Below are 26625 nucleotides of genomic sequence, written 5' to 3' on the forward strand. Positions count from 1 at the left end.
GCGAGCAGGGCGGCAAGGCAGGACCGGCCGGGTGCCGACCGCATGGCGGCGCCCGGCCTCGAAGAACATTACAACAAAGAACCAACTGGGGAAACATCATGCAGAATGCAAGAAAGTTTCGCACCGGCGCGGCACGGCTGCATGCCGCGCTCGCCGAAACCGATCCAGCCAGTATCGACCTGATCCTCGTCGGCGCCGCCGGCTACACGCCGGCGCTGCGCGCCCCCGGCACGGCTGCACCCGGGCCGCGTCCGGCGCGCGCCTGCCATGCGCCTCCCGCGTGCGCGCGCACCGGTCCCATGCTCGCCCACTCCGCGCGTCCCTGGCGCCAGCGTCCTTTCGTTGCGCGCAAGGCCACCGCCCCGACCTAGCAAGGCTGCAAGGAGATCCCCATGAAAACGATTTGGCGAGAGCTGCGGCCCCTGCTTTGGTACATTGCGCTGTTTTCCTTTTGCGTCAACCTCCTGTACCTGGTACCGGCGCTGTTCATGCTGCAGGTGTTCGACCGCGTGCTGACCACCAGCAGCCAGGAGACCCTGGTCGTGCTGCTGGCGGGCACCGCGGTGGCGATGACGATACTCCTGCTGCTCGATTACGTGCGCCACAGCCTGCAAGGCGTGCTGGCCACGATCGTCGACGAGCGCCTGGCGCGGCCCCTGGTCGAGACCCTGGTCGAACGCGCCGCGCGCAGCCCGCAGGCGGGCATCGGCGACGGCATGCGCGACCTGGCCCAGTTGAAGGCGATGCTGTCCTCGAACGCGCTGGGCGCGCTGTTCGACGCCCCATGGGCGCCGCTGTTCCTGGCCCTGATCTGGGGCTTCCACCCACTGCTGGGCCTGGGCGCGCTGGCCTCGGTGGCGCTGATGCTGGCGCTGGCCTGGCTCAATCACCGCATCAGCCGCGCCGCCATCGAAGGCCTGCAGCGGGATGGCAGGCGCGCCTCGAAATACGTCGAAAGCTCGCTGCGCAATGCCGAAGTGCTGCAGGCGCTCGGCATGACCGGCAAGCTGCTGGGCCGCTGGCGCGCCTTGCAGGACGAGGTGGCCGGCGCCCAGGCCAGCGCGGCCCGCACCAGCGTCGTCTTCACCGCGCTCACGCGCTTCCTGCGCCAGGCGATCCAGATCCTGATGCTGGCGCTCGGCGCCTGGCTGGTGATCAGCCAGGAGGCTTCGGCCGGCATCATGATCGCCACCACCGTGCTGCTGGGGCGCGCCCTGCAGCCGGTCGAGCAGCTGGTCGGCAGCTGGCGCGCGCTGGCCGACGGACGCGCCGCCCATGCCCGTCTGAATGCCTTCCTGGGCGACGGCTCCCGGCCCGGCGAGCAGCTCGAGCTGCCCTGTCCCGAAGGACGGCTGCGCGTCGAGGGCCTCTCTTACCGCGCGCCGAACAGCGGCAAACCGGTGCTCTACAACCTGGCCCTGCAGCTCGAACCGGGCGAATCGCTGGCCGTGATCGGCGCCAGCGCCGCCGGCAAGTCGACCCTGGCGCGCCTTCTGATCGGGGTGTGGGCGCCCAGCAGCGGCAGCGTGCGCCTCGATGGCAGCGACGTCGCCGCCTGGCGCCGCGACGGGCTTGGACAGTGGATCGGCTACGTGCCGCAGGACGTCGAGCTGTTCGAGGGTAGCGTGGCCGACAACATCGCGCGCCTCGACGCGGTCGACTCCGAGCGTGTCATCCGCGCCGCGAAACGCGCCAACGCGCACGAGATGATCGTGGAATTCGCCAGCGGCTACGACACCCAGGTGGGCGAGGGCGGCCTGCGCCTGTCGCCCGGCCAGCGCCAGCGCATCGCCCTGGCGCGCGCCCTGTATGGCAATCCGCGCCTGGTGGTGCTGGACGAACCCAACTCGAACCTCGACGGCGCCGGCGAAGTGGCGCTGGCCCAGGCCGTGAGCGGCTTGCGCGCCGAGGGCGTGACCACCGTGATCATCACCCACCGGCCCTCGCTGGTCGCCCACGTCACCAAGATCCTGGTGCTGGAAGCGGGCCGCGTGAAGCGCTACGGCGCCGCCTCCGATGTCATGAAGGAAATGCAGCGCCAGGCGCAGGCGGCCGTCGATACCGCCAGCGTGGCTTGAGGAGAAGACCATGGAATCCACAATCGAATTCGTGCACATCGAACCGGGTTTGAGCGCCAGCGAAGAGCAGGGCCGGCGCCTGGGGCGCCTGGGCCTGCGCATCGTCCTGATCGCGCTGGTGCCGCTGGCGGCCTGGATCTGCACCGCGCCGCTGTCGATGGCGGTGGTCGCCCCGGCCTATGTGAAGGTCGACCTGAACCGGCGCCCGATCCAGCACCTCGAAGGCGGCATCGTACGCCATGTGCTGGTGCGCGACGGCCAGCGCGTGCGCGCCGGCGAGCCGGTCCTGATGCTGGGCGACGTCGGCGTCGACGCCGACCGCAACCGCCTCGCCTACCGCGCCGTGGTCGAGCGCGCGGGCCTGGCGCGCCTGGAAAGCGAGCAGCGGCGCGCGCCGGTGCTGCACTTTCCAGACGACCTGGTCGAGGCGGCCAGGCGCGATCCACGCCTGGAGCAGGCCCTGGCCAAGGAAGCGAACCTGTTCGCCAGCCGCCGCACCTCGCTCGAGAGCGAAGTGGCGCTGATGCGCGCCCAGCGCGACCAGGTCGGCAGCGAGGCGCTTGCCCTGCGCGCCCAGATCGCCAACATCGAGCGCTCGCTGGCCCTGCAGCGCCAGGACCTGGAACTCAACCGCGGCCTGCAGCGCGACCAGTTCATCTCGAGCGCCAAGCTGTCCCAGATCGAGGCGGCGGTGGCCGACTACGCCGCCAAGGCCGACGAGCGCCGCTCCGAGCTGGCGCGCGCCGGCGGGCGCATCGCGGATATCGACCTGCGCATCCGCGCGCTCCAGAACGCCTATGTGCAGACCGCCAGCGACGAGGTCAAGGCCAGCGTGGCGCGCCTGACCGATATCGACCAGGAGATGCGCAAGACCGACGACGCGGCCAGCCGCCAGGTGGTGGTGGCGCCGGCCGCCGGCGAGATCATCGACCTGAAGTTCACCTCGCCCGGCGCGGTGCTGCGTCCGGGCGACTCGATCGCCGAGATCGTGCCGTCCGACGCGCGCCTGATGCTCGAGGCGCACATCCGTCCCGAAGAGATCAACCACGTCCAGCTCAAGCAGAAGGCGCGCATCAAGTTCACGGCCCTTAAATACCGCAGCGTGCCGATGGTCGAGGGCGAGGTGGCCTATATCTCGGCCGACCGGCTGGTCGACAAGGCCACCGGCCAGGCGTATTTCAGCGTGCTGGTGGCGGCCGACGAAAAGGCGCTCGGGGCGCGCCACGAAGTCAAGCTGCAGGCCGGCATGTCGGCCGAGGTGTACATCGACGGCGCCTCCCAGACGCCGCTGGAATACCTGGTCGAGCCGGTGATGTCGACCATTCGCAAGGCGGGGCGCCAGCTGTAGGCGACACCGATGGGCGCCATGGCGGAGGTGCGATGAAACAGTCCCGGGGGCACGATCCGACCAGGCGGCACGCGGCCGTCACGGCCGGCCTGGGCGCCGTCGCGCTGCTGGTGATCGTCCTGCACGAGGACCCGGCGGCGCGCGGGGAAGACGCGCGCGCCGCCGCCGCCCAGGCGAGTACGCAACATCGGGCAGCGTTTATCAACTACGAGGGAGAAGACCATGAAATCGCGCAGGACGTTTCTGGCGGCGGCGGCCGCTGCACCATTACTCTATCCGGTACTGCGGGATGCCGGCTCGCGCAGCCCGACGCCCTTGCCGGCCGTTGAAGGCCGGGGCGTGCCCAATGTGGCGCTGCTGACCCACGAGGGCCGGCATGTACGCTTCCAGGACGACCTGGTCCGGGACCGCCTGGTGGTGGTCAACATGATGTACGCGAACTGCACCAACCTGTGCCCGCCCGGCACGGCCAACCTGCTGCGCGTCCAGGAACTGCTGGGACCAAGGGTGGGCAGGGACGTCTTCATGTACTCGCTGACGCTGCAGCCGGCGATCGACAAGCCGCTCGACCTGCGCCGCTACATGGCCAAGTTCGGCGTCAAGCCCGGCTGGACCTTCCTCACCGGGGAGCCCGACCATGTCGAGCTGCTGCGCCTGCGGCTCGGCTTCTACTCGCTCGACGCCCTCGCCGACAGCGACCTGAAACAGCACACCGGCATGCTGCGCATCGGCCATGCCGGACGCGATCGCTGGTCGATGGTTCCGGCGCTGGCGGCCCCGGACCAGATCGTCAACTCGATCGCCAGCTACATCTAGCAGCACCGGACCGATATCCCGAGGAGCACTGTCATGGACACTTCCGACAACCAGAAGCAAGCACAGGATGCAGTCAACGCCGGGGTCACGCGGCGCCGGCTGGTAGGCTCAGGCCTGGCGGCGGCCGGCCTGGCGGCCGCCGGCGCCGCGGTACTGACGGGCCGCGACACCGGCGCCGCCGGCGCGGCCGGCGTCGACAGCGCGCTGCCGGCGACGCAGCCGGCGGCCGGCACGACGACGGCCGCGACTGGCACGACTGGCACGACGAGCGTCGCCCCGACGGGCGCCGTCACCGGCACCGCCAGCGTGCGCAACGACTTCATGCTCAGCCGGGTCGGCACCGCGCCGGCCACGCCGCCCTTCATGGTGGCGCTCCCGATCCCGCAAGTGAAGCAGCCGAAAAGCAGTCTCAGTCCCGAGCCGGGCAAGTATGCCCATGAGGACGAGGCAGGGCGCCTGCCGCACCAGGCCTGGGACCGCTACCCGCCGCGCAAGTTCTACGAACTGCGCGTGCGCCAGGCGAAGCATTCCTTCCACCCGCACCTGCCCGAGCAGGACATCTGGGGCTACGATGGCCTGCTGCCGGGGCCGACTTTCGTGGCCTCGTACGGCGAGCCGATCCTGGTGCGCATCGACAACGACCTGCCGGAGAACGCGACCGGCTTCGGCTCGCCCGAGATCTCGACGCACGTGCACAACGCCCATACGCCGTCCGAGAGCGACGGCTTTCCGGGCGACTACTACAGCCGCACCAAGTACGGGCCCACCCTGACCCGCGCCGGCAAGTTCAAGGATCACCACTATCCGAACAAGCTCTCCAACAGCGCCGATTTCCCCGACAGCGACGGCGACCCGGAAGGCGCGCTCGGCACGCTGTGGTACCACGACCACCGCATGGAATTCACCGGCCCGAACGTCTACAAGGGCCTGGCCGGCTTCTACCTCGTGTTCGACAACCTCGACACCGGCAACGAGCGCGACGAGCGTCCGGGCGCGCTATGCCTGCCGAGCGGTATCGGCAAGTACGACATCCCGCTCCTGTTCCAGGACAAGACCTTCGATTCCGGCGGCTATCTGTACTTCAACCAGTTCGATCCGGAAGGCATCGTCGGCGACAAGTTCTGCGTCAACGGCAAGATCCAGCCCTATTTTTCGGTCGAGCGCCGCAAGTACCGTTTCCGCGCCCTGAACGGGTCCTCGCTGCGCTTCTACCAGTTCTACCTGGTGCATGAGGGCGTCTACCAGAAGTTTCACCATATCGCCAATGACGGCAACCTGCTCACGGCGCCACTGCTGACCGACCGCTTGCGCCTGGCCGCGGCCGAGCGCGGCGACATCGTCATCGACTTTTCAAAGTTTCCGCTCGGCAGCAAGGTCTACCTGGTGAACCGGCTCGAGCACCTCGACGGACGCGGTCCGACCGGGCGCCTGCTCACGCCCGGCACCCGGATCCTGCGCTTCGACGTCGATGCCGACCCGGCCGAGGAAGACCTCAGCCGTGTGCCCGACGTCTTGCGTCCGCTGCGCGCGCCGGTGGTGCCGGCCAATACCCGGGTGCGCAGGTGGGACTTCGACCGCGAGAACGACCTGTGGACCGTCAACGGCAGGCTGTTCGACGTGACCAAGCCGGCGGCGACCATCAAGCTCGGCGTCGACGAAGTGTGGGAGCTCAGGGGCAAGGGCAGCTGGAGCCATCCGGTGCACATCCACTTCGAGGAAGCGCGCATCCTGACGCGCAACGGCCTGAAGCCGCCGCCCCACGAGCGCGGTCGCAAGGACGTGTTCGAGCTGCGCCCGGGCGAGGTGGTCAGGATCCTGATCTGCTTCGAGGATTTTCCCGGCAAGTACCTGATGCACTGCCATAACACGATCCACGAAGACCACCACATGATGGTGCGCTTCGACGTCGTGCCCTGAATCCGGGGCCGACCTGGGTTGCCGTTTCCAAACCGGTACGGGAGCATGCGATGGAACAGACTCATGCGGAGCTAGACGACGCCAGGCCCGACAGCGCGGCGCGGCGCTGGCTGCGGGTGGCGATGGGCATGGCTGGGGCCTGCGCGCTGGCGGCGCAGGCGCATTTCGAACTGAGCGCGCTGGCGCCGCCGGAGGCGGCCTATGTCGCCCAGCCGGCGCGCGGCGCGGCCGCGCCGGCGCACGCCGCCGTCCTGCCAGGCTGCGCGCCGGCGCCTTGTTCCGGGCTGCCGGCCACCAGGATCGAGGGGTAACGAGCACATGCATACACGCAGATCGTTCCTGGCCTTTGCCGCCGCCGCACAGGTGCTCGCCCCGGTTGTCCGGGCCCTGCCGCTGCGGGACCCACGTGCCATGGCGGCGCGTCTGCCCAAGATCCTGCTGCAAACCCATGCGGGCCGCGATGTCTACTTCTGCGACGACGCCATGTCGGGCCGGCTGGCTGTGCTGAACCTGCAGTACGCCGGCAGCAGCAGCCTGTGCCTGCCGCCGCCGCGCACGCTGTCAGGCGCGGGAACGAGCTCGTCCTACCTGTATTCGCTGACGCTGCAGCCGGCGATCGGCAGCCCGGCCGACCTGCGGCGCTACATGGACGCCTACGCGACGGGAGGCGCCTGGACCGTCGCCGACTGCACCAGCGCGCAGGTCGCGCTGGTGCGGCTCCGGCTGGGGCTGTGCAGCGGGATTTGACATGGGTCTGGCGGCAGCGCCGCGCGCAGCCTACTGCCCGCGCTTGGCGCGTGCCTTCGCCGCGATCCGCATGCGCAGCGCGTTGAGCTTGATGAAGCCGCCGGCATCGGCCTGGTTGTACGCGCCGCCGTCTTCATCGAAGGTGGCGATGTTCATGTCGAACAGCGAATCGGTCTTCGAGTCGCGCGAGACGACGATCACGTTGCCCTTGTAGAGCTTCACGCGCACCCAGCCGTTGACCGTGGCCTGGGTGTGGTCGATCAGCGTCTGCAGCGCCACGCGTTCCGGCGCCCACCAGTAGCCGTTATAAATCAGGGAGGCGTAGCGCGGCATCAGGTCGTCCTTGAGGTGCGCCACTTCGCGGTCGAGCGTGATCGATTCGATCGCGCGGTGCGCGCGCAGCATGATGGTGCCGCCCGGCGTCTCGTAGCAGCCGCGCGACTTCATGCCGACATAGCGGTTCTCGACCAGGTCGAGGCGGCCGATGCCGTGCTTGCCGCCCAGGCGGTTCAGTTCGGTCAGCACCTGGGCCGGCGTCATGCGCTTGCCGTTCAGGGCGACGATGTCGCCGCGCTCGTATTCGATGTCGAGGTACTCGGCCTGGTCCGGCGCCGCTTCCGGGCTCACGGTCCAGCGCCACATCGATTCCTCGGCTTCGGCGCTCGGGTTTTCCAGGTGGCGGCCTTCGAAGGAAATGTGGAGCAGGTTGGCGTCCATCGAGTAGGGCGCGCCGCCGTTCTTGTGCTTCATGTCGACCGCGATGCCCGCTTCTTCCGCGTAGGCGAGCAGCTTTTCGCGCGACAGCAGGTCCCACTCGCGCCATGGCGCAATGATCTTGACGTCCGGCTTGAGCGCATAGGCGCCCAGCTCGAAACGCACCTGGTCGTTGCCCTTGCCGGTCGCGCCGTGCGAGACGGCGTCGGCGCCGGTCTCGTTGGCGATCTCGATCAGGCGCTTGGCGATCAGGGGACGCGCGATCGAGGTGCCGAGCAGGTATTCGCCTTCGTAGACGGTGTTCGCGCGGAACATCGGGAACACGAAATCGCGCGTGAATTCCTCGCGCACGTCGTCGATGTAGATGTTTTCCGGCTTGATGCCGAACTTGATCGCCTTGGCGCGTGCCGGCTCGAGTTCTTCGCCCTGGCCGAGGTCGGCGGTGAAGGTGACGATCTCGCAGCCGTAATTGTCTTGCAGCCATTTCAGGATGACGGAGGTGTCGAGGCCGCCCGAGTAGGCGAGAACTACTTTTTTGATGTCGCTCATGATGTTCCAGTGTGGGGAGGGTGAGATGGTCAGCCGGCCCCGGAGGGCCGACGATCAAACAAAGGTGCTGCAAAAAATTCTTTGATTGCCTTCGCTTAGTTTTCGATCCTGCCGATCAGCAGGTATTCGATCAGCGCCTTCTGCACGTGCAGGCGGTTCTCGGCTTCGTCCCAGACCACCGATTGCGGGCCGTCGATGACTTCGGCCGCGACTTCCTCGCCGCGGTGCGCCGGCAGGCAGTGCATGAACAGCGCGCCGGGCGTGGCGCGCGCCATCTTGGCGCCGTCGACGATGAAGCCGTCGAAGGCCTTCAGGCGCTCCGCGTTTTCCTTCTCGTAACCCATGCTGGTCCAGACATCGGTGTTGATCAGGTGCGCGCCCGCGCAGGCGTCGGACGGGTCCGCGAAATGCGTGTAGCGCGTCGTGTTCACCAGCGCCGGATCCAGGTCGTAGCCCTTCGGCGTCGAGATATTCAGGTGGAAGCCGAACACTTCGGCCGCCTGCAGCCAGGAGTAGAGCATGTTGTTGGCGTCGCCGATCCAGGCCACCGTCTTGCCGGCGATCGGGCCGCGGTGCTCGTAGAAGGTGAAGATGTCGGCCAGCACCTGGCAGGGGTGGTGTTCGTTGGTCAGGCCGTTGATCACCGGCACGCGCGAGTTCGCCGCGAAGCGCTCGATGATGTCCTGGCCAAAGGTGCGCACCATGATGATGTCGCACATGCGGCTCATCACCTGGCCGGCGTCCTCGACCGGCTCGCCGCGTCCCAGCTGGCTGTCGCGCGTGTTCAGGTAGATCGCCGCGCCGCCCAGCTGGTGCATGCCGGCCTCGAACGACAGGCGCGTGCGCGTCGAACTCTTCTCGAACACCATCACCAGCGTGCGGTCGACCAGCGGGTGGTAGACCTCGTAGGCCTTGAACTTGCGCTTGATGACCTTGGCGCGCTCGATCACGTACTCGAATTCGTCGAGCGAAAAGTCGGAGAACTGCAGGAAGTGCTTGATCGCGTTGGAGCCTGGCATAGTGATTCGGGAAGAAAGATTATCCCCTTGATTATAAGGGCTTTTGCTTTACCTTAGGGAAGGTCGCGGAAAATGCCCGGCGCGGCAGGAGCGGCAAGGCATGTATTTACCGAAAACACAGTAAAATAGACATCTTTGCAACAGGCGATCACTGGACCCTCCGCATGCCAACACTCCATTCCGGCACTACCTTTCCGGCTTTCCCGCGAGGCGGCGGCGAAATGGGCGAGCGCATGCGTGCGTTCGACTGGGCAGGGTCCCCGCTCGGCGCACCCGCGACCTGGCCGCACTCGCTGCGCTCGGCCGTCTTCGCCTGCCTGAACTCGCCCGTACTTGGCACCGTGCTATGGGGGCCGGACCTGTGCATGCTCTACAACGATGCCTATATCGCATCGATGGCCGACCGCCATCCGGGTGCGCTGGGCCGCCCGGTGGCCGAAGTCTGGGGCCAGGCCTGGCAGCAGGTCGCGCGGCCGTTCCAGCGTGCGCTGGAAACCGGCGAGGGATTCATCCAGGAAAACGTCGAGCTGCAGGTACTGCGCAACGGCAAGCAAGAGACCACCTGGTGGCGTTTCACGGCGACGCCCCTGCTTGGTGACGATGGCAGCATCGCGGGCCTGCTCAACCAGGGATTCGACATCACGAGCCAGGTGCAGGCCGACCGCGCGCGCCAGGTCGAATCGGAACGCCACCGCTACGCCTTGCAGCAAATGCCGGGCTTCGTGGCCATCCTGTCCGGGCCCCGCCACGTCTACGAGTATGTCAACGATGCCTACATCGCCATCTCGGGCGAACGCGCCTTCCTGGGCAATCCGCTGCGCACCGTGTTTCCCGAACTGGCAGGGCAGGGTTACTTCGAATTGCTGGACCAGGTGTACGGCACCGGCCAGCCGTTTTCGAGCCTTGCCGCGCCGATCCGGCTGCGCGGCGAGCGCGAGGAGCGTTTCATCGACCTGCTGTACCACCCGATGCGCGACGAGCACGGCGCCATCACCGGCATTTTCGTCGGCGGCTACGACGTCACCGAGCGCATCCGGGTCACGCGTGAATTTCGCGCCAGCCAGGAGCACCTGCAGATCGCGCTCGATGCCGCGGCCATGGGCACCTGGGCGATCGACCTGCGCTCCGGGATAGCGCGGCGCTCCGAACGGCACGACGCGCTGTTCGGCTATGCCGCGCCGCAGGCGGCCTGGGACACGGCGGCGGCCGAACGCCACGTGGCGCCGGCTGACCGGCCGCTGATGCGCGCCGCCCATGCGCGCGCCCTGCGCGACGGCGAACTCCACTACGAAGTGCGGATCGATCACGGCGCCGGCGAGCGCTGGATCGCGGTGACGGGCAAGGTCTACCGCGACGAAGCGGGGCAGGCGCTGCGCATGGCGGGCGTGGTGGCCGACGTCACCGAGCGGCGCCGGGCCGACCTGGCGCTGCAGGCGATCACGGCCCACCTCGAAGATCGGGTGGCGCAGCGATCCGAGCAATTGCTAAAGATCGAGCAGGAGCTGCGCCAGAGCCAGAAGATGGAAGCGGTCGGCCAGCTCACCGGCGGCGTGGCGCACGACTTCAACAACGTCCTGCAGATCATCGCGGGCAACCTGCAGTTGTTGCAGCTCGCCTTGCCGCACGACGAACCGGCGCGCCATCGGATCGACGCGGCCGCCGCTGCGGTCGAGCGCGGCGGGCGCCTGTCGGCGCAGTTGCTCGCCTTCGCCCGGCGCCAGCCGCTGCGCCCGCGCGTGGTCGATATCGGCCAGCTCATCGCCGGGATGGACGAACTGCTGCGCCAGGCCACGGGCGAAGCGGTCGCGTTGCGCATACACGCGGCCACCGGCCTATGGCGCACGCTGGTCGATCCTTATCCGCTCGAAAACGTCCTGCTCAACCTGGCCATCAATGCACGCGACGCCATGGACGGACGCGGCACGCTGGCGATCGAGATCGGCAATGCCGTGCTGGGCGGCGCCGGCGGGCATAGCGTGCCCGGCCTGGAGGATGGCGATTATGTCGTCATCGCCGTGTCCGACGACGGCCCGGGCATCCCGCCGGCGCTCGCCGAGAAGATTTTCGAACCCTTCTTCACCACCAAGCGCGAAGGCGAGGGCACGGGCCTGGGCCTGAGCATGGCCTACGGCTTCCTGCGCCAGAGCGGCGGCGGTATCGTGCTCGACAGCACCCCCGGGCGCGGCGCCTCCTTCCGCCTCTACCTGCCGCGCACGACGCAGGCGCTCGACACGCCGCGGCCCGCCGCGCCCGGCCCGGTGGTGGGCGGCACCGAAACGATCCTGGTGGTCGAGGACAACACGGCGCTGCAGGCCACGGTCGGCGACATGCTGCGCGGCCTGGGCTACACCGTGCTGCTGGCCGGCGACGCCGCGCAGGCGCTGGCGCTGATCGGCGGCGGCGCCGCCATCGACCTGCTGTTTTCCGACGTGGTGATGCCGGGCGCCATGCACGGCCCGCAACTGGCGGCGACGGCGCGCGCGCTCGTGCCCGGCCTCGCGGTGCTGTTCACGTCGGGTTATACCCAAGGCGCGTTCGGGCGCGAACAACTGGGGACGGAGGTGGAGCTGATCGGCAAGCCGTACCGGCGCGAGGAGCTGGCGCTGCGCCTGCGCGGTCTGCTCGACGTGCGCGAGCGCGGCACGATCGCGGGCGGCGCGGCCGAATCGGGGCCGCCGGCGCCCTCGTTCGCGGCCACGCCGCGGCCGGCCGGCGCCGCCGGCGCGCCGGGCCGGCGCGTGCTGCTGGTGGAAGACAACGACGATGCGCGCGAGCTCACGGCCGAGCTGCTGTCGCTGCTCGGCCATCAGGCGCGCTGCGCCGCCAGCGCCGAACTGGCGCTCGAGATGCTGGCGTGCGAACCGGCCGACGTCCTGATGACCGACATCACGCTGCCCGGCATGTCCGGCATCGAGCTGGTGGACCAGGTACGGCTGCGTTATCCGGGCATCGAAACGATTTTCTCGAGCGGGCACGCGCAGTTCGCGAACGCGCGCGCGACCGACAAGTTCCTGCTCAAGCCCTTCAGCATCGACCAGCTCGACGCGATGCTGCGCCCTGCCGGCTGAGGCCTGCGCCGCTCAATACAGCGTCTGCGCCGACTCGTGCAGCAGCTGTCCGTAGAGCGCGTGCCGGTGGCGCGCGATCTTGCCTTCGGCCAAGGCGGCGAGCACCGCGCATTGCGGCTCGGCCAGGTGGCGGCAGTTGTAGTACTTGCAGCCGCCGAGATATGGCTTGAACTCGACGAAGGCGCGTTCCAGCATGCCTTCGGAAAGGTGGTACAGGCCGAATTCCTGGAAGCCCGGCGAATCGATGATCGCGCCGCCGTCCGGCGGCCCGCCGGGTAACCAATACAGGCGGGTGAAGGTGGTCGTGTGCTTGCCGGTATCGAGCGCGGCCGAGATCTCGCGCACGGCGATGTCGGCGTCCGGCACCAGCAGGTTGATCAGCGAGGACTTGCCCATGCCGGACTGGCCGATGAAGATCGACGACTGGCCGGCCAGCAAGGGCTGCAGCACCGCCAGCGCATGCCCGGGATCGGCGCGCGCCGACACTTCGTGCACCGGATAGCCGAGCGCGGCGTAGACGCCGGCCCGTTCGCGCGCGCGCGGCAGCAGGTCGCCGACGTCGGTCTTGTTGAGGATCAGGTGGGCCTCGATGCCGGCCGCTTCGGCCGCCACCAGCGAGCGCGAGACCAGGTCGTCGGCGAAGCCCGGTTCGGTGGCGATCACGATGAACAGGCGCGAGATGTTCGCCGCCAGCAGTTTCGACTTGTACTGGTCCGAGCGGTACAAGAGGGTGGTGCGCTCGGCGATGCGTTCGATCACGGCCTGGTCGTTCGAGGTTTGCACCAGGTGCACCACGTCGCCGACGGCCACGTTGGTCTTCTTGCCGCGGGTGACGCACTGGAATTTTTCGCCGTTCACGTCCGCCAGGTAATGGCGCCCGTGCGCCGCGATGATGGTGCCCGAGAGGGCGGTCGGTGAACTCATGCGCTTGTCCGTTCTTCGTAGATTGCGTCGGCTTTCGCAGCGCAGATGATGTCGTTCAGCGAGACCGCGTGGCCCGCCGAATGGGTGGTGTAGGTGACGACGCAGTGGCGGTAGCGCACGGTCAGCTCGGGATGGTGGTTCTCCGCGTGGATCATCCAGGCCAGCGCGTTGACGAACTCGATGGTCTCGTGGTAGTCCTTGAATGCGTAGCAACGCGCGATGTGTTTCTCTTCCAGCCGCCACTGCGGCACCTGGGCCAGCAAGGGCGCCAGTTCGGCGGGATCGAGGGCCGCCGCCCCGTGCGTGCAGTGGCGTTCGCGCAGGCTCATGCGGCTGCTCCGTTCAGGTGGGCGATGCGCACCGAGGCCGGCGGGTGCGAGTCGTAGAAGGCCGAATGCAGCGGATCGGGCGTCAGCGTCGAGGCATTGTCCTCGTACATTTTCACCAGGGCCGAGACCAGGTGGTTCGCGTCGCTATGCTTGGCCGCGAAGGCGTCGGCCTCGAACTCGTGCTTGCGCGAGGTGATCGCATTCAAGGGCGCGAGGAAGAACGTGAACATCGGCAGTACCAGCATGAACAGCAGCAGGGCCATCGCGTCGTTCGGCGCGCCCAGCAGCGGCGTGACGCCCAGGCCCGTATAGAACCAGCTTTGCTCCTTCAGGTAGCCGAGCAGGGCCAGGAAGGCCAGCGACACGGCGAACATGACGGCGATGCGCTTGACGATGTGGCGCAGCTTGAAGTGCCCGAGTTCGTGCGCCAGCACGGCCTCGATCTCGTGCGGCGCCAGGCGCTCGATGAGGGTGTCGAAAAAGACGATGCGCTTGGCCGCGCCGAAGCCCGAGAAGTAGGCGTTGCCGTGCGCGCTGCGGCGGCTGCCGTCCATCACGAACAACCCTTTCGACGCGAAGCCCACTCGGGTCATGAGGCCCTCGATGCGGCGTTGCAGGCCCTCGTCGGCCAGCGGCGTGAACTTGTTGAACAGCGGCGCGATCACGCTCGGATACAGCACCATCATCAGCAGCTGGAACGCGCTCCACACCAGCCAGGTCCAGAACCACCATAGCGAACCGGTCGACTCCATCAGCTGCAACACCACCCACAGCAGCGGCAGGCCGAGCGCGGCGCCGATCAGCAGGCCCTTGAGCGCGTCCAGCCCCCACAGCCTGACGCTCATCTTGTTGAAACCGAAGCGCTGCTCCAGCACGAACTGGCGGTAGTAGTCGAACGGCAGATCGAGTGCGCCGGCGAGCACGGCGAACGCGGCGACCAGCAGCAGCTGGTAAATCATGCCGGGGCCGGCCAGCCCGAGCAGCGCGCTCGACAGCGCCTGCAGCCCGCCGAGCAGGGTGAAACCGACCAGGGTCAGGCCGCCCCAGAGCAGGCAAGCGATGCCGAAGCGGGTTTTCGCGACCGTATAGTCGGCCGCTTTCCGGTGCGTCGCGAGCGAGACCTTGTGCGAAAATTCGGCGGGCACCCGGTCCCGATGGCGCAGCACGTGGCGGATCTGGCGGTTGGCAAGCCAGAAGCGCAGGCCCAGCGTGAGCAGGAAGAAAACAACGAACAAAACCGAAAACGCAAGTGAAGACATTCTGTGCCTGTGAGAAAATGCAGGATTGATTAGGCAAAGAGAGAATTATGTCACACCCCACCACTTGCGCCGCAGCGGCGGCCCCCGCGGGCACGGCCCAGCGCCCGAACGACATGAACCTGGTCTGGGTCGACATGGAGATGACCGGGCTCGATCCGGACAACGATCGCATCATCGAGATCGCCGTCGTCGTCACCGACATGCACCTGAACGTGCTGGCCGAGGGGCCCGTGTTCGCCATCCACCAGTCCGACGAGACGCTCGACAAGATGGACAACTGGAACAAGGGCACCCACGGCAAGTCGGGCCTGATCGACCGCGTGCGGGCCTCGACCGTCACCGAGGCGGACGCCGAAGTGGCGCTGATCGGCTTCCTGAAAAATTTCGTTCCGGCCAACAAGTCGCCGATGTGCGGCAACACCATCTGCCAGGACCGCCGCTTCATGGCGCGCGGCATGCCGAAACTGGAAGCCTTCTTCCATTATCGCAACCTGGACGTGTCGACGCTGAAGGAATTGTGCCGCCGCTGGAAGCCGGAACTGGCATCCGGTTTCAAGAAGCACCAGAAGCATACGGCCCTGGCCGACATCATCGAGTCGGTCGAGGAACTCAAGTACTACCGCGAACACTTCATCAAGTTGTAAATTGGATAACAGGGCAGTGTGCCGAGGCAGTTGAAGCGCTGGTCATTGCCCTGCTGTGGGACAATCGCCGCATGCCCGGACTTCTCGCCAACGACTCCACTCACCCCCTGACCGGCGTGCGCGCGCTGTATGCCGCGCACGACTGGAGCGCTTGCCCGCTCGGCCATCCCGACGCCTGGCCGCCGGAGCTGGCGACCGCGGTCGGCATGTCGCTCAACTCCGCCTTCCCGATGTTCGTCGCCTGGGGGCCGGACCTGCGTTTCCTGTACAACGACGCCTACGCCGTCATCCTCGGTGCCAAGCACCCGGACGCGCTGGCCCAGCCCTTCCAGCAGGTGTGGGCCGAGATCTGGCCCGATATCGTGCCGATCATCGACCGCGCGCTGTCGAACAAGTCCGCCTTCTACGAAGACCTGCCGCTGACCGTGCTGCGCCAGGGTTTCCCGGAACAGGGCTATTTCACGTTTTCGTATTCGCCGCTGCACGACGGCGAAGGCAAGGTCGCCGGCATGTACTGCACCGTGATGGAAACGACCGGGCGGGTCCAGGCCGAACGGCGCGCCGCGCTCGCGCTGAAGCTGTCGGACGCCTTGCGTCCCCTGGGCTCGCCCGAGGAAGTGCTGGCCACCGCCAGCGCCCTGCTGGGCGCGGAGCTGGGCTTGTCGCGCGCGCTGTACTGCGAGGTGGACGACGAGGCCGGTACCTTCGTCACGGCAAGCCAGTGGACCGTCGACGGCATGGCCGCGCTGTCGCGCCAGAGCTTCGCGATCGACGAGTTCGGTCCCGAACTCATCGAGTTGCTGCGCCGCGACGAGACGCTGTTCATCAACGACGCCGCGACCGACCCCATCACCGAGGGGTTCCGCGAACGCTCCCGCCTCGAACGGATCGGCGCGTCCATCACGGTGCCGCTGGTGCGCGACCGGCGCCTGGTCGCCATCCTCAGCCTGCACCGCAGCGCGCCTTACCACTGGACCGAGGACGATGCGCGCTTTACGCGCGACACCGCCGAACGCACCTGGGCCGCGCTGGAAACGGCGCGGGCCCAGGCCGCGCTGCGCGCCGAACGCGACCGCAGCCGCTACATCTTCGACACCATGGTCGAGGGGTTTTCGCTGATGGCCGCGGACTGGACCATCACCGCCATGAACGCCGAAGGCCTGCGCATCTGCCGCATGCGCGCCGATGAAGTCATCGGGCGCAAGCACTTCGACCTGTTCCCGGAACTGGACGCCACCGAAGCGGGCGACATGCTGCGCCGCGCGATGGGTGCGCGCGAGGCGGGCGCCGTCGAATACCGGGTGCCGCAGATCGACGGGCGCGGCGGCTGGAACGAGCTGCGCGCCTTTCCCACCCAGGACGGCGGCATCGCCGTGTTCTTCCGCGAGATCACCGACCGCAAGCGCGCCGAGGAGGGCATGAAAATGGCCGACCAGCGCAAGGACGAGTTCCTCGCCATGCTGGCCCACGAGCTGCGCAACCCGCTGGCGCCGATCAGCGCGGCGGCCATGCTGCTCGACATGGGTGCGCAGAGCGAAACCCGGGTGCGCCAGAGCAGCGCCATCATCGGGCGCCAGGTGCGCCACATGACGCGCCTGGTGGACGATTTGCTGGACGTCTCGCGCGTCACGCGCGGCCTGATCGAACTCGAACACATGCCGCACGACGTGCGCGCGATCGTGGACGAAGCCGTCGAGCAGGTGCGGCCGCAGCTGATGGCGCGCCGCCAGCGCCTGGCACTGCATCTGCCGGGCGTGCCGCTGGTGGTCGACGGCGACCGCGCGCGCCTGGTGCAGGTGACGGCCAACCTGCTCGGCAATGCCGTCAAGTATACGCCGGAGGAGCGCGCTATCGAGGTCAAGGCCAGCGCCGTGGACGGCAAGCTGGTGCTGGCCGTGCGCGACGAAGGCATCGGCATGGAGCGCGAGCTGACCGAACGCGCGTTCGACCTCTTCGCCCAGGCCAAGCGCAGCTCGGACCGTTCGCAGGGCGGTCTGGGCCTGGGACTGGCGCTGGTGCGCCACCTGGTCGAACTCCACGGCGGGACGGTCAGCTGCAGCAGTCCCGGCCTGGGGCAGGGCAGCACCTTCGCCGTGACGCTGCCGCTGGCGCAGGCGGCGCTGCCCGCCGCGCCCGTACCGGGAACGCCGGCGCCGGCCGGCGCCGGCGCGCGGCCATTGACGCTGCTGGTGGTGGACGACAATGTCGACGCCGCGACCACCCTGGCGATGCTGCTGGAGGCGGCCGGCCACGACGTCTTCATCGAACACGAATCGCTGCGCGCGCTGGAACTGTCGCGCAGCGCCCGTCCCGACGCCTGCCTGCTCGACATCGGCCTGCCCGACATCGACGGCATCGAGCTGGCACGGCGTCTGCGCGCCCAGCCGGAAACGGCGCACAGCGTGCTCATCGCCGTGTCGGGCTACGGCCAGGAACACGACCGCAGGATCGCGATCGAGGCCGGCTTTTCACATCACCTGGTCAAGCCGGCCGACATCGACGGCGTGGCCGCCGTGCTGGCGACGATCCAGCCGGCGCCGGGCGCCGGCGGCACCGCTTCCGATCAAGGCATCCGGGTGTAGTTGACCGGAATCCAGCGATAGCCCTTGCCCTCGCTGCGCAGGTAGCCCATGCCGGGGAACTGCAGGTGGGCGCCGCCGACCAGCGAGCCATCCCTGGCCACCGCATCGAACAGCTTCTTGCGCGCCGCGGCGGCCGCCTTCTGGTCGCCGTCGAAGCCGATCGTCACCGCCGGGTTCTCGAACTGCACCGCCGCCACGTGGATCAGGTCGCCGATCACGACCAGCTTCCGGCCGCCGCTCTGCACGACATAGGTGGTGTGGCCCGGCGTGTGGCCGTGTCCGCCCTGGGCACGGATGCCCGGCGAGACTTCCACGTCGCCCTCGAAGGTCTTGAACCTGCCTGCCTTGATATACGGGTCGAGCGCGGCCATCGCGTTCTTGAAGCTGCCCTTGCCGTCTTCGGGCGCCTTGTCCATGTTCGCCTGGCTCAGCCAGTGGTCGGCTTCCAGCTTCGCGGCGCGCACGACCGCGTTCGGGAAGGCCGGCTTCGATTGCGCCACCAGGCCGCCCAGGTGGTCGCTGTGCATGTGGGTCAGGTAGACCTCGTCGACCTGTTCCGGGCTGTAGCCGGCCGCCTTCATGTTGGCCAGCAGCTTGCCGAGGGTCGGCCCGAAGAAGGTGCCGGCGCCGGCGTCGATCAGGATCAGCTTGCTGCCGGTGTTGACCAGGAAGGCGTTGTCGGAGGTCTCGAGCGGCGCCTTCAGGCGGGCCCTGGCCAGCGTGGCAGTGGTCTTGTCGGCTTTTTGCTGGAGCAGCTTGTCGACCGGGAGGTCGACCGTCCCGTCGGACAGCGGCGTGATTTCGAACTCGCCCAGCATCACGCGGGAATAGCCGGGCGCCGCCGTTTTCGCCATCGGCGCGGCGGCAAGCGAGGGCGCGGCGACGAAGGCGGCGCAGGCGGCGGTCAGAAGGCGCAGTGCGATGTGTTTCATGAAGGCTCCGTAATAAATGAGATGGTCAACCAGACAGGGTTGACTATCGTACATGAACCAGGGAAATGGCGTGCATGAGCCGCAGCGGCGTGAGCGCGACCTGCGGCCGAGACCAGTCAGCGCGGCCGGTCCTGCGCCACCTGCGTCAGCAGCGCATTGAGCGCGGCCAGGTCCACCGGCTTGGCGAACAGTTCGTCGAACCCGGCGCCGCGTGCTTGCTCGCGGTCGCTTTCCTGGGCATAGCCGGTGATGGCGATCAGCACCGCCTCCCGGGTTGCCGGCGCCGCGCGCAGGGCGCGGGCCAGTTCGAAGCCGTTCATCCCCGGCAGGCCGATGTCGAGCAGGCAGACGTCGGGAGCGAAGGCGGGCAAGTGCTGCAAGGCGTGCCGCGCCGAATGCGCTGTGCTCACTTCATGGTCGAAGGCCTGCAGGAACATCGATAGCGTCGCCGCCGCGTCTTCGTTGTCGTCGACGATGCCGATGCGCAGCCGCGGCGCGGCCGCGCCGGCGGCCGGCGGCGCGTTCGCGACGGCCGCTTGCGCATCGGGCGCCAGGACCGGCAGGCGAACCCGGAAGCTGGTGCCGCGGTCGGCACCGTCGCTGCGCACGTCGACCGTGCCGCCGTGCAGGTGCAGCAGGCTTTTCACCAGCGCCAGGCCGATGCCCAGGCCGCCCTGGCTGCGGTCCAGGCCGCGCTTGCCCTGCGAGAACAGCTCGAAGGCGTCGGCGATCAGTTCTTCGGTCATGCCGATGCCGTTGTCGCGCACCGTGATCACGAGGGACGCCGCTTCCACTTCCAGCCACACGTCGATGGTGCCGCCGTTGGGCGTGTATTTCGCCGCATTGCTCAGCAAATTGGTCGTCACCTGCACCAGGCGCTTGCGGTCGCCCAGCACGATGGCGGGGCGCGGACCGAGTCGCACCAGCAGCCGGTGCTGGTGCTTCTCGACCAGCGGACGCACCTGTTCGACGGCGTCGGCGATCACGTCCTTGATATCGAGTTCGGTAATGGCCAGGTCGACCCGGCCGCGCGTGACGCGCGAGACGTCGAGCAGGTCGTCGATCAGGCCGGTCATGTGTTTTGCCTGGCGCGCGATGATGGCGCTGGTGCGGCGCACGGTGGCCGCGTCGACCGCATGGCCCGACAGGATCGCCGCGGCCGAGGTGATCGGCGCGAGCGGATTGCGCAATTCGTGCGCCAGCATGGCGAGGAATTCGTCCTTCTTCTGGTCGGCCTGGCGCAGCGCGTCCTCGGCTTTCACGCGGTCGGTGATGTCCATCTGCGCCACCACGGCGCCGGTGATTTCTCCGGCGTCGTTGCGGATTGGCGCGCCCGAGTTGAGCATGATGCGGCGCGCGCCGGGGACATCGAAGGATTCGATCTCGATCACCTGGCGCGGCGCCGCTTCGCCCGCCAGCGCGCGCGCCATCGCCCATTCCTCGATCGCCAGGCGCCGGCCATGCTTGTCGGAGCCGTCGGCCCACCAGCCTTTCCATTCCACATAGGCGTCGACGTCGGTCGACATCGGATGACTGCCCCAGATGCGCCGGTTCTCGGCATTCACGTGCACCAGCGCGCCGCCGGCGTCGGCCACGATGATGCCCGCCGGGACGACCTGAAGCAGGGCATCGACGCGCTGGCGCTCGCGCTCGGCCTGGCCGGCGATGTCGATGGCTTGCTGCTGGCTGTCGCGCAGGGCCTGCTCGGCCTTCTTGCGCTCGGTGATGTCGCGGTAGAAAACTGCCAGGCCATCATCGATCGGGGTGACCCGGATTTCGGTCCAGCAGGTGCGGCCGTCGGGGAACACGTAGTGCTGCTCGAAGTCGACCGCGATGCGCTCGGCCATCGCGCGCTTGTACTGGCGGCCGACTTCCAGTTGCTCAGTACCGGGCCAGACTTCCCATTGGCAGCGTCCCAGGATGTCCTCGGCCGGCCGGTCCTCGAGCTGCAAGGCGCCGGCATTGATCTGCTGTACGTGAAAGCGTTCGTCGAGCAGAATAAAACCTTCGCCCATGCCGTCGAACAGGCGCTGGCAGCGGTCGCGCTCGCGCCGCAATTGTCCCTCGACGGCCCGCTGCTGCTGCAGCAGCGCGTGCTGCAGCCGGACGGCCTTGTGCAGCTCGATCAGGCTCATCACCTGGCGCGCCATGGTCGTCAGCACCAGTTGCTGCTGTGGGCTCAAGCCTTGCGGACGCGGTTCGAGGTCGAGCACGCACAAGGTGCCGAGCGCCACGCCCTCGGGCGTCGTCAGGAGTTCGCCCGCATAGAAACGCAGGCCGGGCGCGCCCGTGACCAGGGGATTGGCGGCGAAGCGGGCATCGAGCCGGGTGTCGGGCACGATCATCCGGTCGGACTCGTGCAGGACGAACTTGCAGATCGAATCGTCGAGCGGCATCTCGCGCATGCCCAGTCCGATTTCCGACTTGAACCACTGGCGGCTTTCGGCCAGCAGGTTGACGGCGACGATCGGGGCCTCGAGCAACTGGCCGACCAGGGTGACGATGTCGTCGAAGGCGCGCTCGGGCGGCGTGTCGAGAATGCCGTAGGCGTCCAGCACCGCAAGGCGCTCGCGTTCGGTGCGGGCAGGGAAGGGCGCATTCATCGGCATGCAATCTGATCAAAAGTGCAAAGGGTGCAGGAATGATACGCGCTGTTCAGACCGTTTTGTATGTGCTCGGCATGAATGACGATGGAAGGTGGAGAAATCGCTGACTGCGCAATGGCAGCGCTGCGCGATAGCGCTCTGGGAACGCGCTACGCGCCGGCCGGCGGCGCGGGGGGGAACCCGGGAGGACCCGGGCTGATGATGTTACGCCGCGTCGGCCCCGCAGCACTTCTTGAACTTTTTCCCGCTGCCGCACGGGCAATCGTCGTTGCGTCCGACCTTCGGCGTCTCGTGGCGCACGGTTTCGACCGCGGCCTTGCGCAGCGGTAGCCAGTAGCGGTAGATCGCCGGCAGGTTCGCTTCGATTTCCAGGGCCAGCCCGTGCGCCTTGACCGGATCTTCGACCAGCGGCAGTTCGGCTTCCTCGATCTCGTCGGCGCCGAGCAGGTACAGGGGACGCATCAGTTGCGCGACTTCCGATGTCCAGATCGGCTCCCATGAACCCGGGCGCAGTTCCATGCCTTCCCAGAAGCCCCAGCACCAGGCTTCGCCGTCGATCAGGGTCTGGCCGTCGTGCACGTGCTCGCAGTACAGCGGTTCGAACTCCTTGGGCGCGACTTCGAAGGTGATCAGCACTTCGTTCATGAAGCGCATGATCAGGTTCAGGATGCGCTCCTCCTCCCTGGCGTTCTTCCACTTCGGCGCGGCGCCGTCTTCCTGGCCCCAGACGCGCGGCAGCCATTCGGCCGGCATGATGGTTTCCGGGCCGATCGCGATCGCGGTCAGGTAGCCATGCAGGGTATCCATCGTCATCGCGTCTTCCGGGCTGCGCTCGGAGAGGAGGAACTGGTCGAGTTCGTCGAATTCTTTTTCGCTGAGGGGCTGTTCGAGTTGCATGTGGGGCTCTTGTTACTGTGAATGTCGCAGTTTAACCGGTAGGGGTAAGGAGCGCACGGAATAACGCGCCGCGCCGTACAATGGGGGCATGGATAAAGAGTCTATTTCAGCGGAGCAATCCGCCGCGCATCCGTTTTCCAGGCTCGACCCGAGCCGCGTACTCGACGCCGTCGACAGCGTCGGCCTGCATGGCGACGGGCGCCTGCTGGCCCTGAACAGCTATGAAAACCGGGTCTACCAGGTCGGCCGCGACGAGGGCGAGCCGGTGGTCGTCAAGTTTTACCGGCCGGCGCGCTGGAGCGATGCCGCCATCCTGGAGGAACACGCCTTCGTCGCCGAACTGGTCGAGCGCGAAATCCCGGTGGTGCCGGCCATGGAGATCGGCGGCCGCACCCTGCACGAATTCGAAGGCTTCCGCTTCGCCGTCTTTCCGCGCCGCGGCGGACGGGCGCCGGAACTGGGCGACTCCGCGACCCTGGAATGGATGGGACGCTTCATCGGCCGCATCCATGCCGTCGGCGCCATCGAGCCCTACGCGCTGCGCCCCGAACTGAACCCGCATACCTTCGGGCGCGAACCCTTCGATTATCTCGTCAGGCACGATTTCATTCCGCCCGAACTGCGCGCCACCTATGCCAGCGTGGTCGAACAGGCGCTTGGCGGGGTGGCGCGCTGCTACGACCGCGCGGGCAGCGTGCCGCTGCTGCGCCTGCACGGCGACTGCCATGGAGGCAACGTGCTCTGGACCGGCGACGGCCCGCATTTCGTCGACTTCGACGACAGCCGCATGGGGCCCGCGGTGCAGGACCTGTGGATGCTGCTCTCGGGCGAGCGTCACGACATGGTGCGCCAGATGGCCGACGTGCTGGCCGGTTACGAGGACTTCTGCGACTTCGACCCGCGCCAGCTCCACCTGGTCGAAGCCCTGCGCACGCTGCGCCTGATCCATTATTCGGGCTGGCTGGCGATGCGCTGGGACGATCCGGCCTTCCCGGCGGCGTTCCCCTGGTTTAATACGCAACGCTATTGGCAAGACCGCATTCTCGAACTGCGCGAGCAGGTCGCGCTGATGGACGAGCCGCCCTTGTGGCCGGCCTGAGCGCGCGGGTCCAGGCGCGGGTCTAAGCGCGGAATTGCGAGGATTTCATCGCGCAGTTCCAAATGCCATGATCGGCCGGTTTCGTCGATAATGGCCTGACGCCGCTCTGGCGCCGGCACAACGAGAAACCTCATGGAACACACCCCAGCTCCACACGACGACACCGACTTCACGATCGACATGCCGGCCCCGAAGGTCCAGCACGTGCCGGCGAGCGCGCCGGCGCCGGAGCGCGGCCCGCTGGAGAAGGCCGCGATCAAGGAAGCGATCGCCCGCGTGGAAGCCGAGGCCAAGGCCAACGTCGCCGCCGAAAGCCGCGCCCACGCCGAGGCGCGCGCCCGCGCGCTGGCCGAGGAACGCGCGGCCCTCGACGCCGCCGCTGCCGCGGCCGCCCTGGCCAACGCCCAGGCATCGGAAGAAGTTATCGAGCTCAACCGTGACCGTCTGGAAACCCTGCGCGCCGCCGCCCAGGCCTCGGCCGAGCGCCTGGAAGCGATGCGTCTCGAAACGGCCGAGCTGCGCGCGCGCGTGCAGGCCGACACCGAAGGCCGCCTCGCGGTCGAAGCGCGTTCGCGCGCGGCCGACGAGGCGCGCCGCCGCGCCGCCGAGCAGATGCAAGCCGAGGCGGCGATGGCCAGGGAAGCCGCGCGCGCCGCCGAGGATTTGCTCCTGGAGACCGAGGAAGCCCGGCGCCAGGCGGCCGAGCGCGTCGCCGCGGTGCAGGCCGCGCGCGAGGAAGTGTTGCACAGCGCCAGTGCCGACGCCCGGGTCGCCGTGCTGGCGCGCGAGCGCGAGCGGGCCGAGAAAGCCGCCCGCCAGACCGCCGAAAAGCTGGCGCAGGTCGAAGCCGAAGCGCTGGAACTGGCCCTGCAGCGCGAGCGCGCCGACCAGGTGGCGCTGGCCTCGGCCTTTGCGCGCGCCGTGGCCGAAGCACGTGCGCTGGAAGAAGCGCGCGCCCTGGCCCACGTCGAACACGAGCGCGAATCGATCGCCCAGTCGCAAGCCGATTCCACCAGGATCGCCGCCGACACCCTGCGCGCGCGCCTGCAGCTGGAAAAGGAATTGCGCGACGCCGCGATCCATCGCGAACGCCTCGAGCAGACCGCCGCCGCCACCGCCGAAGCGCGGCGCGAAGCCGAAGCGCGCATCGCCGTCGCCACCGAGGCGCGCATCGACGCCGACCGCAAGCTGCGCGAGCTCGCCCTGGTGCGCGCCGAAGCCGAACACGAAGCGGGACAACAGGTGGAACTGCGCCTGCAGGCCGAAGCGGCCGCCTGCGCGCACGCGCGCGAGCGCGCCGAGGCCGACCGCCTGGCCGCGCTGGCCGCCGACGCCGAGGCCCGCGAACAGGCGCGCGAGCGCGCCCTGGCCGAGGAACGCGCGGCCCTGGCCCAGGCGGCGGCCGACGCCCGCGAGCGCAGTAACGCGGCGCAAGCGGCCGAGCTGGCGCTGGCCGCCGAAGCGCTGGATCTGGAACGGCAAGCCGCGCAGCTGGCCGAAGGGCGCGCGCGCGACGCCGAAGCGCTGGCCGCCGCCGAGCGCGAGCGCGTGGAAGCCGAAAGCGCGGCCCTGGTCCGGATCGAAGAACGCCTGCAGGCCGAACGTGCCTTGACCGAGGCGGCCGGCGCGCGCGCCGCTGCCGAAGCGGCGCAGGCGGCCTTGCTGCGCGAGCAGGGAGAAGCCGAACGGCGCGCCCTCGAAGCCGGGCAGGCGACGCTCGACGCCAGGCGGATCGAGGCGGCCAAGATATGCGAGGAAGCCGCGCAGCAAGCCGCGGCTGCGGCGGCGGCGCAAGCCGAAGCGGCCGCCGCGCTCGAACTGGCGCGCCTGCAGGCTGAACGCGCCGCGACCGAACAGGCGCGCCTGGTGGCCACCGAAGCGGCGCTGGAAGCCGAACGCGCGGCCGCCGATGCCGGGCGCGAGGCCCTGGCCCAGGCCGAAGCGCAACTGGCGGCCCAGCGTCAGCAGCTGGAATTCAATGCCCGCGGCAATGCCGCCGCGGCTGCGCGTTTGGCATCGGAGCAGGAAGCGACGCTGGCCTTCCGCGTGCGCATGGAAGCCGAGGAGGAGGCGGCGCGCCTGGCGCTGGAACACGAACTGGCCGAGGCGGCATCGGCCAAGGCGGCGCTGGAAAAACGCGACGCCCAGCGCGCGCTGCTCGAACACGCCCAGGCCCACGCGGCCATGCAGCGCCGCACGGCCGCCGCCACGCACCAGATGGCCAACGCCCGGCGCGAACTGCTGGAACTGGAAACGAAACGCCTGGAAGAGCAGGCGGCCGAGCTGTCGGTCACCGAGGACGTCATCAACGAGCGCAAGGCCGAAGTGCGCCAGCGCATGGCCTCGGAAAACATCACGCGCGAAGTGCTGGGCAGGCTGAAGAAGCAGCCGTCGGCGCAGCAGGCCGCGGCCCGCCTGGCCGAAGTGATCATGAACCAGAGACGGAGCGGCGGCTAGGTATCTGTCCCAGCAGGAAGAAGGGAATTCCCGGTATCAGCGCGCTACCCTCAGCGCGCTACCTTCGGCGCCTCGCTCGGCGACACCGGCGACTGCGGCCCGGTATTGACGGCCTTCACGAAATACTCGGTCTCGCCGAAGCAGCTGGTCGGCACGCCCTTGTGCTGCTCGTAGCCGATCTCGACGCGCTGGCCCATGGTCGACTGCAGCTTTTGTACCAGGCTGTCGTCGCGCACGGTAAAGGTGAAGCGTTCGGGAATCGCGCCTGGCATGCTCGAGAGCAGGATCTCGCCTTCCCAGGTCTTGCACAGCCAACCCTTTTTCGAGAATTTCTGCAGGTAGCCGGCCCGCGTGCCTTCGGAATACGACCAGGTCAGCGTAAACCAGGTATAGAGTCCAAAGATCACCACCAGGGCGGCGGCGACGGAGAGCAGGATGGCGATGGTGCGTTGCGGCTGGGCTGTCGGCATGATTTCCGGTTCAATGTGAGAAGAAAGGGCGCTCGGCGGCGCGCAGGGCTTCATTCTGCCACGCGCGGCGCGATTGTCAAAATGGCAGGGCGAACGCCGCCTCCGCTAGGGTGTGTCTGACTGAGTTCATAGGAGCCATAACATAATTGTTGCCACGGTCACGGCAGCGA

Annotated in this window: 22 protein-coding genes; 13 read left to right on the forward strand and 9 right to left on the reverse strand. The window is 68.2% G+C overall.

Annotation, left to right across the window (positions count from 1 at the left end; genetic code table 11):
- Positions 1–98: 98 nt before the first annotated feature.
- From ACFPOU_RS14485 to ACFPOU_RS14520, 8 genes are read left to right on the forward strand one after another with little or no spacing between them, the layout of a single operon-like run.
- Positions 99–371 (forward strand): hypothetical protein, encoded by a 273-nt coding sequence (locus ACFPOU_RS14485; RefSeq protein ID WP_379722419.1) that lies wholly within the window; start codon positions 99–101, stop codon positions 369–371.
- Between the two features lie 21 nt (positions 372–392).
- The gene (locus tag ACFPOU_RS14490; protein WP_379722421.1) at positions 393–2078 is read left to right on the forward strand and encodes a type I secretion system permease/ATPase; all 1686 of its coding nucleotides are present in this window, start codon (positions 393–395) and stop codon (positions 2076–2078) included.
- Between the two features lie 10 nt (positions 2079–2088).
- Complete coding sequence (locus ACFPOU_RS14495; protein ID WP_379722423.1) at positions 2089–3426, forward strand: HlyD family type I secretion periplasmic adaptor subunit; 1338 nt, start codon at positions 2089–2091, stop codon at positions 3424–3426.
- 32 nt (positions 3427–3458) lie between these two features.
- Entirely contained in the window at positions 3459–3755 is a 297-nt protein-coding gene (locus ACFPOU_RS14500) for a hypothetical protein (protein ID WP_379722425.1), read from the forward strand.
- Entirely contained in the window at positions 3742–4242 is a 501-nt protein-coding gene (locus ACFPOU_RS14505; RefSeq protein WP_379722427.1) for an SCO family protein, read from the forward strand. Before ACFPOU_RS14500 ends, ACFPOU_RS14505 begins: the two co-directional genes overlap by 14 nt.
- A 33-nt stretch (positions 4243–4275) precedes the next feature.
- A complete protein-coding gene (locus ACFPOU_RS14510) occupies positions 4276–6159 on the forward strand; it encodes a multicopper oxidase family protein (RefSeq protein ID WP_379722429.1) in 1884 nt (627 codons plus the stop codon).
- Between the two features lie 50 nt (positions 6160–6209).
- On the forward strand, positions 6210–6470 hold the full coding sequence (locus ACFPOU_RS14515; protein ID WP_379722431.1) for a hypothetical protein: 261 nt from the start codon (positions 6210–6212) through the stop codon (positions 6468–6470).
- 7 nt (positions 6471–6477) lie between these two features.
- Positions 6478–6906: a hypothetical protein gene (locus tag ACFPOU_RS14520; protein ID WP_379722433.1), complete on the forward strand. Its 429-nt coding sequence runs from the start codon at positions 6478–6480 to the stop codon at positions 6904–6906.
- A 30-nt stretch (positions 6907–6936) separates the two neighbouring features.
- Here the strand turns inward: ACFPOU_RS14520 and ACFPOU_RS14525 are convergent, their stop codons facing one another.
- Together ACFPOU_RS14525 and argF are read right to left on the reverse strand one after the other, a co-directional pair.
- Positions 6937–8169 (reverse strand): argininosuccinate synthase, encoded by a 1233-nt coding sequence (locus ACFPOU_RS14525; RefSeq protein ID WP_379722435.1) that lies wholly within the window; start codon positions 8167–8169, stop codon positions 6937–6939.
- Positions 8170–8264: 95 nt separating this feature from the next.
- Positions 8265–9188, reverse strand: coding sequence for an ornithine carbamoyltransferase (argF, locus tag ACFPOU_RS14530; RefSeq protein WP_379722437.1), 924 nt, complete (start codon positions 9186–9188; stop codon positions 8265–8267).
- A gap of 164 nt (positions 9189–9352) precedes the next feature.
- Here argF and ACFPOU_RS14535 point away from each other — a divergent pair, with 164 nt between their 5' ends.
- Positions 9353–12256, forward strand: a complete 2904-nt coding sequence (locus ACFPOU_RS14535) for a hybrid sensor histidine kinase/response regulator (RefSeq protein ID WP_379722439.1) — start codon at positions 9353–9355, stop codon at positions 12254–12256.
- 12 nt (positions 12257–12268) lie between these two features.
- On the opposite strand, the gene rsgA is transcribed toward ACFPOU_RS14535, so the two are convergent.
- Genes rsgA through ACFPOU_RS14550 form a run of 3 tightly spaced genes read right to left on the reverse strand, consistent with a single transcriptional unit; the run spans position 12269 to position 14768 of the window.
- On the reverse strand, positions 12269–13180 hold the full coding sequence (gene rsgA / locus ACFPOU_RS14540) for a ribosome small subunit-dependent GTPase A (protein ID WP_379722441.1): 912 nt from the start codon (positions 13178–13180) through the stop codon (positions 12269–12271).
- Positions 13177–13509, reverse strand: coding sequence for a 4a-hydroxytetrahydrobiopterin dehydratase (locus ACFPOU_RS14545; RefSeq protein WP_379722443.1), 333 nt, complete (start codon positions 13507–13509; stop codon positions 13177–13179). The genes rsgA and ACFPOU_RS14545 overlap by 4 nt, the downstream gene beginning before the upstream one ends.
- The gene (locus ACFPOU_RS14550; protein ID WP_379722445.1) at positions 13506–14768 is read right to left on the reverse strand and encodes a M48 family metallopeptidase; all 1263 of its coding nucleotides are present in this window, start codon (positions 14766–14768) and stop codon (positions 13506–13508) included. The genes ACFPOU_RS14545 and ACFPOU_RS14550 overlap by 4 nt, the downstream gene beginning before the upstream one ends.
- Positions 14769–14815: 47 nt before the next feature.
- Between ACFPOU_RS14550 and orn the strand changes: the two genes are divergently transcribed.
- Entirely contained in the window at positions 14816–15412 is a 597-nt protein-coding gene (orn, locus tag ACFPOU_RS14555) for an oligoribonuclease (protein ID WP_379722447.1), read from the forward strand.
- A gap of 71 nt (positions 15413–15483) precedes the next feature.
- Complete coding sequence (locus ACFPOU_RS14560) at positions 15484–17994, forward strand: hybrid sensor histidine kinase/response regulator (RefSeq protein WP_379722449.1); 2511 nt, start codon at positions 15484–15486, stop codon at positions 17992–17994.
- On the opposite strand, the gene ACFPOU_RS14565 is transcribed toward ACFPOU_RS14560, so the two are convergent.
- The 3 genes from ACFPOU_RS14565 to ACFPOU_RS14575 form a co-directional block, all read right to left on the reverse strand.
- Positions 17976–18926 (reverse strand): MBL fold metallo-hydrolase, encoded by a 951-nt coding sequence (locus ACFPOU_RS14565; RefSeq protein ID WP_379722451.1) that lies wholly within the window; start codon positions 18924–18926, stop codon positions 17976–17978. The genes ACFPOU_RS14560 and ACFPOU_RS14565 overlap by 19 nt on opposite strands.
- Before the next feature lie 116 nt (positions 18927–19042).
- Complete coding sequence (locus ACFPOU_RS14570) at positions 19043–21535, reverse strand: ATP-binding protein (RefSeq protein WP_379722453.1); 2493 nt, start codon at positions 21533–21535, stop codon at positions 19043–19045.
- 201 nt (positions 21536–21736) lie between these two features.
- Positions 21737–22429: a UPF0149 family protein gene (locus ACFPOU_RS14575; RefSeq protein ID WP_379722455.1), complete on the reverse strand. Its 693-nt coding sequence runs from the start codon at positions 22427–22429 to the stop codon at positions 21737–21739.
- An 88-nt stretch (positions 22430–22517) separates the two neighbouring features.
- Between ACFPOU_RS14575 and ACFPOU_RS14580 the strand changes: the two genes are divergently transcribed.
- Together ACFPOU_RS14580 and ACFPOU_RS14585 are read left to right on the forward strand one after the other, a co-directional pair.
- A complete protein-coding gene (locus ACFPOU_RS14580; protein ID WP_379722457.1) occupies positions 22518–23528 on the forward strand; it encodes a serine/threonine protein kinase in 1011 nt (336 codons plus the stop codon).
- Positions 23529–23660: 132 nt separating this feature from the next.
- A complete protein-coding gene (locus tag ACFPOU_RS14585; RefSeq protein WP_379722459.1) occupies positions 23661–25985 on the forward strand; it encodes a coiled-coil domain-containing protein in 2325 nt (774 codons plus the stop codon).
- 50 nt (positions 25986–26035) lie between these two features.
- Here the strand turns inward: ACFPOU_RS14585 and ACFPOU_RS14590 are convergent, their stop codons facing one another.
- Positions 26036–26455, reverse strand: a complete 420-nt coding sequence (locus tag ACFPOU_RS14590) for a hypothetical protein (RefSeq protein WP_379722461.1) — start codon at positions 26453–26455, stop codon at positions 26036–26038.
- Positions 26456–26625 lie beyond the last annotated feature (170 nt).

Origin of the sequence: Massilia jejuensis (assembly GCF_042656795.1) — a bacterium.
Lineage (GTDB): Bacteria > Pseudomonadota > Gammaproteobacteria > Burkholderiales > Burkholderiaceae_D > Telluria > Telluria jejuensis.

What these genes read in the sequence shown, in the direction of transcription:
- ACFPOU_RS14485 (WP_379722419.1), top strand. Translation starts at nt 99, where the DNA reads ATGCAGAATGCAAGAAAGTTTCGCACCGGCGCGGCACGGCTGCATGCC.
- ACFPOU_RS14490 (WP_379722421.1), top strand. Translation starts at nt 393, where the DNA reads ATGAAAACGATTTGGCGAGAGCTGCGGCCCCTGCTTTGGTACATTGCG.
- ACFPOU_RS14495 (WP_379722423.1), top strand. Translation starts at nt 2,089, where the DNA reads ATGGAATCCACAATCGAATTCGTGCACATCGAACCGGGTTTGAGCGCC.
- ACFPOU_RS14500 (WP_379722425.1), top strand. Translation starts at nt 3,459, where the DNA reads ATGAAACAGTCCCGGGGGCACGATCCGACCAGGCGGCACGCGGCCGTC.
- ACFPOU_RS14510 (WP_379722429.1), top strand. Translation starts at nt 4,276, where the DNA reads ATGGACACTTCCGACAACCAGAAGCAAGCACAGGATGCAGTCAACGCC.
- ACFPOU_RS14515 (WP_379722431.1), top strand. Translation starts at nt 6,210, where the DNA reads ATGGAACAGACTCATGCGGAGCTAGACGACGCCAGGCCCGACAGCGCG.
- ACFPOU_RS14520 (WP_379722433.1), top strand. Translation starts at nt 6,478, where the DNA reads ATGCATACACGCAGATCGTTCCTGGCCTTTGCCGCCGCCGCACAGGTG.
- ACFPOU_RS14525 (WP_379722435.1), bottom strand. Translation starts at nt 8,169, where the DNA reads ATGAGCGACATCAAAAAAGTAGTTCTCGCCTACTCGGGCGGCCTCGAC.
- argF (WP_379722437.1), bottom strand. Translation starts at nt 9,188, where the DNA reads ATGCCAGGCTCCAACGCGATCAAGCACTTCCTGCAGTTCTCCGACTTT.
- ACFPOU_RS14535 (WP_379722439.1), top strand. Translation starts at nt 9,353, where the DNA reads ATGCCAACACTCCATTCCGGCACTACCTTTCCGGCTTTCCCGCGAGGC.
- rsgA (WP_379722441.1), bottom strand. Translation starts at nt 13,180, where the DNA reads ATGAGTTCACCGACCGCCCTCTCGGGCACCATCATCGCGGCGCACGGG.
- ACFPOU_RS14545 (WP_379722443.1), bottom strand. Translation starts at nt 13,509, where the DNA reads ATGAGCCTGCGCGAACGCCACTGCACGCACGGGGCGGCGGCCCTCGAT.
- ACFPOU_RS14550 (WP_379722445.1), bottom strand. Translation starts at nt 14,768, where the DNA reads ATGTCTTCACTTGCGTTTTCGGTTTTGTTCGTTGTTTTCTTCCTGCTC.
- orn (WP_379722447.1), top strand. Translation starts at nt 14,816, where the DNA reads ATGTCACACCCCACCACTTGCGCCGCAGCGGCGGCCCCCGCGGGCACG.
- ACFPOU_RS14560 (WP_379722449.1), top strand. Translation starts at nt 15,484, where the DNA reads ATGCCCGGACTTCTCGCCAACGACTCCACTCACCCCCTGACCGGCGTG.
- ACFPOU_RS14565 (WP_379722451.1), bottom strand. Translation starts at nt 18,926, where the DNA reads ATGAAACACATCGCACTGCGCCTTCTGACCGCCGCCTGCGCCGCCTTC.
- ACFPOU_RS14570 (WP_379722453.1), bottom strand. Translation starts at nt 21,535, where the DNA reads ATGCCGATGAATGCGCCCTTCCCTGCCCGCACCGAACGCGAGCGCCTT.
- ACFPOU_RS14575 (WP_379722455.1), bottom strand. Translation starts at nt 22,429, where the DNA reads ATGCAACTCGAACAGCCCCTCAGCGAAAAAGAATTCGACGAACTCGAC.
- ACFPOU_RS14580 (WP_379722457.1), top strand. Translation starts at nt 22,518, where the DNA reads ATGGATAAAGAGTCTATTTCAGCGGAGCAATCCGCCGCGCATCCGTTT.
- ACFPOU_RS14585 (WP_379722459.1), top strand. Translation starts at nt 23,661, where the DNA reads ATGGAACACACCCCAGCTCCACACGACGACACCGACTTCACGATCGAC.
- ACFPOU_RS14590 (WP_379722461.1), bottom strand. Translation starts at nt 26,455, where the DNA reads ATGCCGACAGCCCAGCCGCAACGCACCATCGCCATCCTGCTCTCCGTC.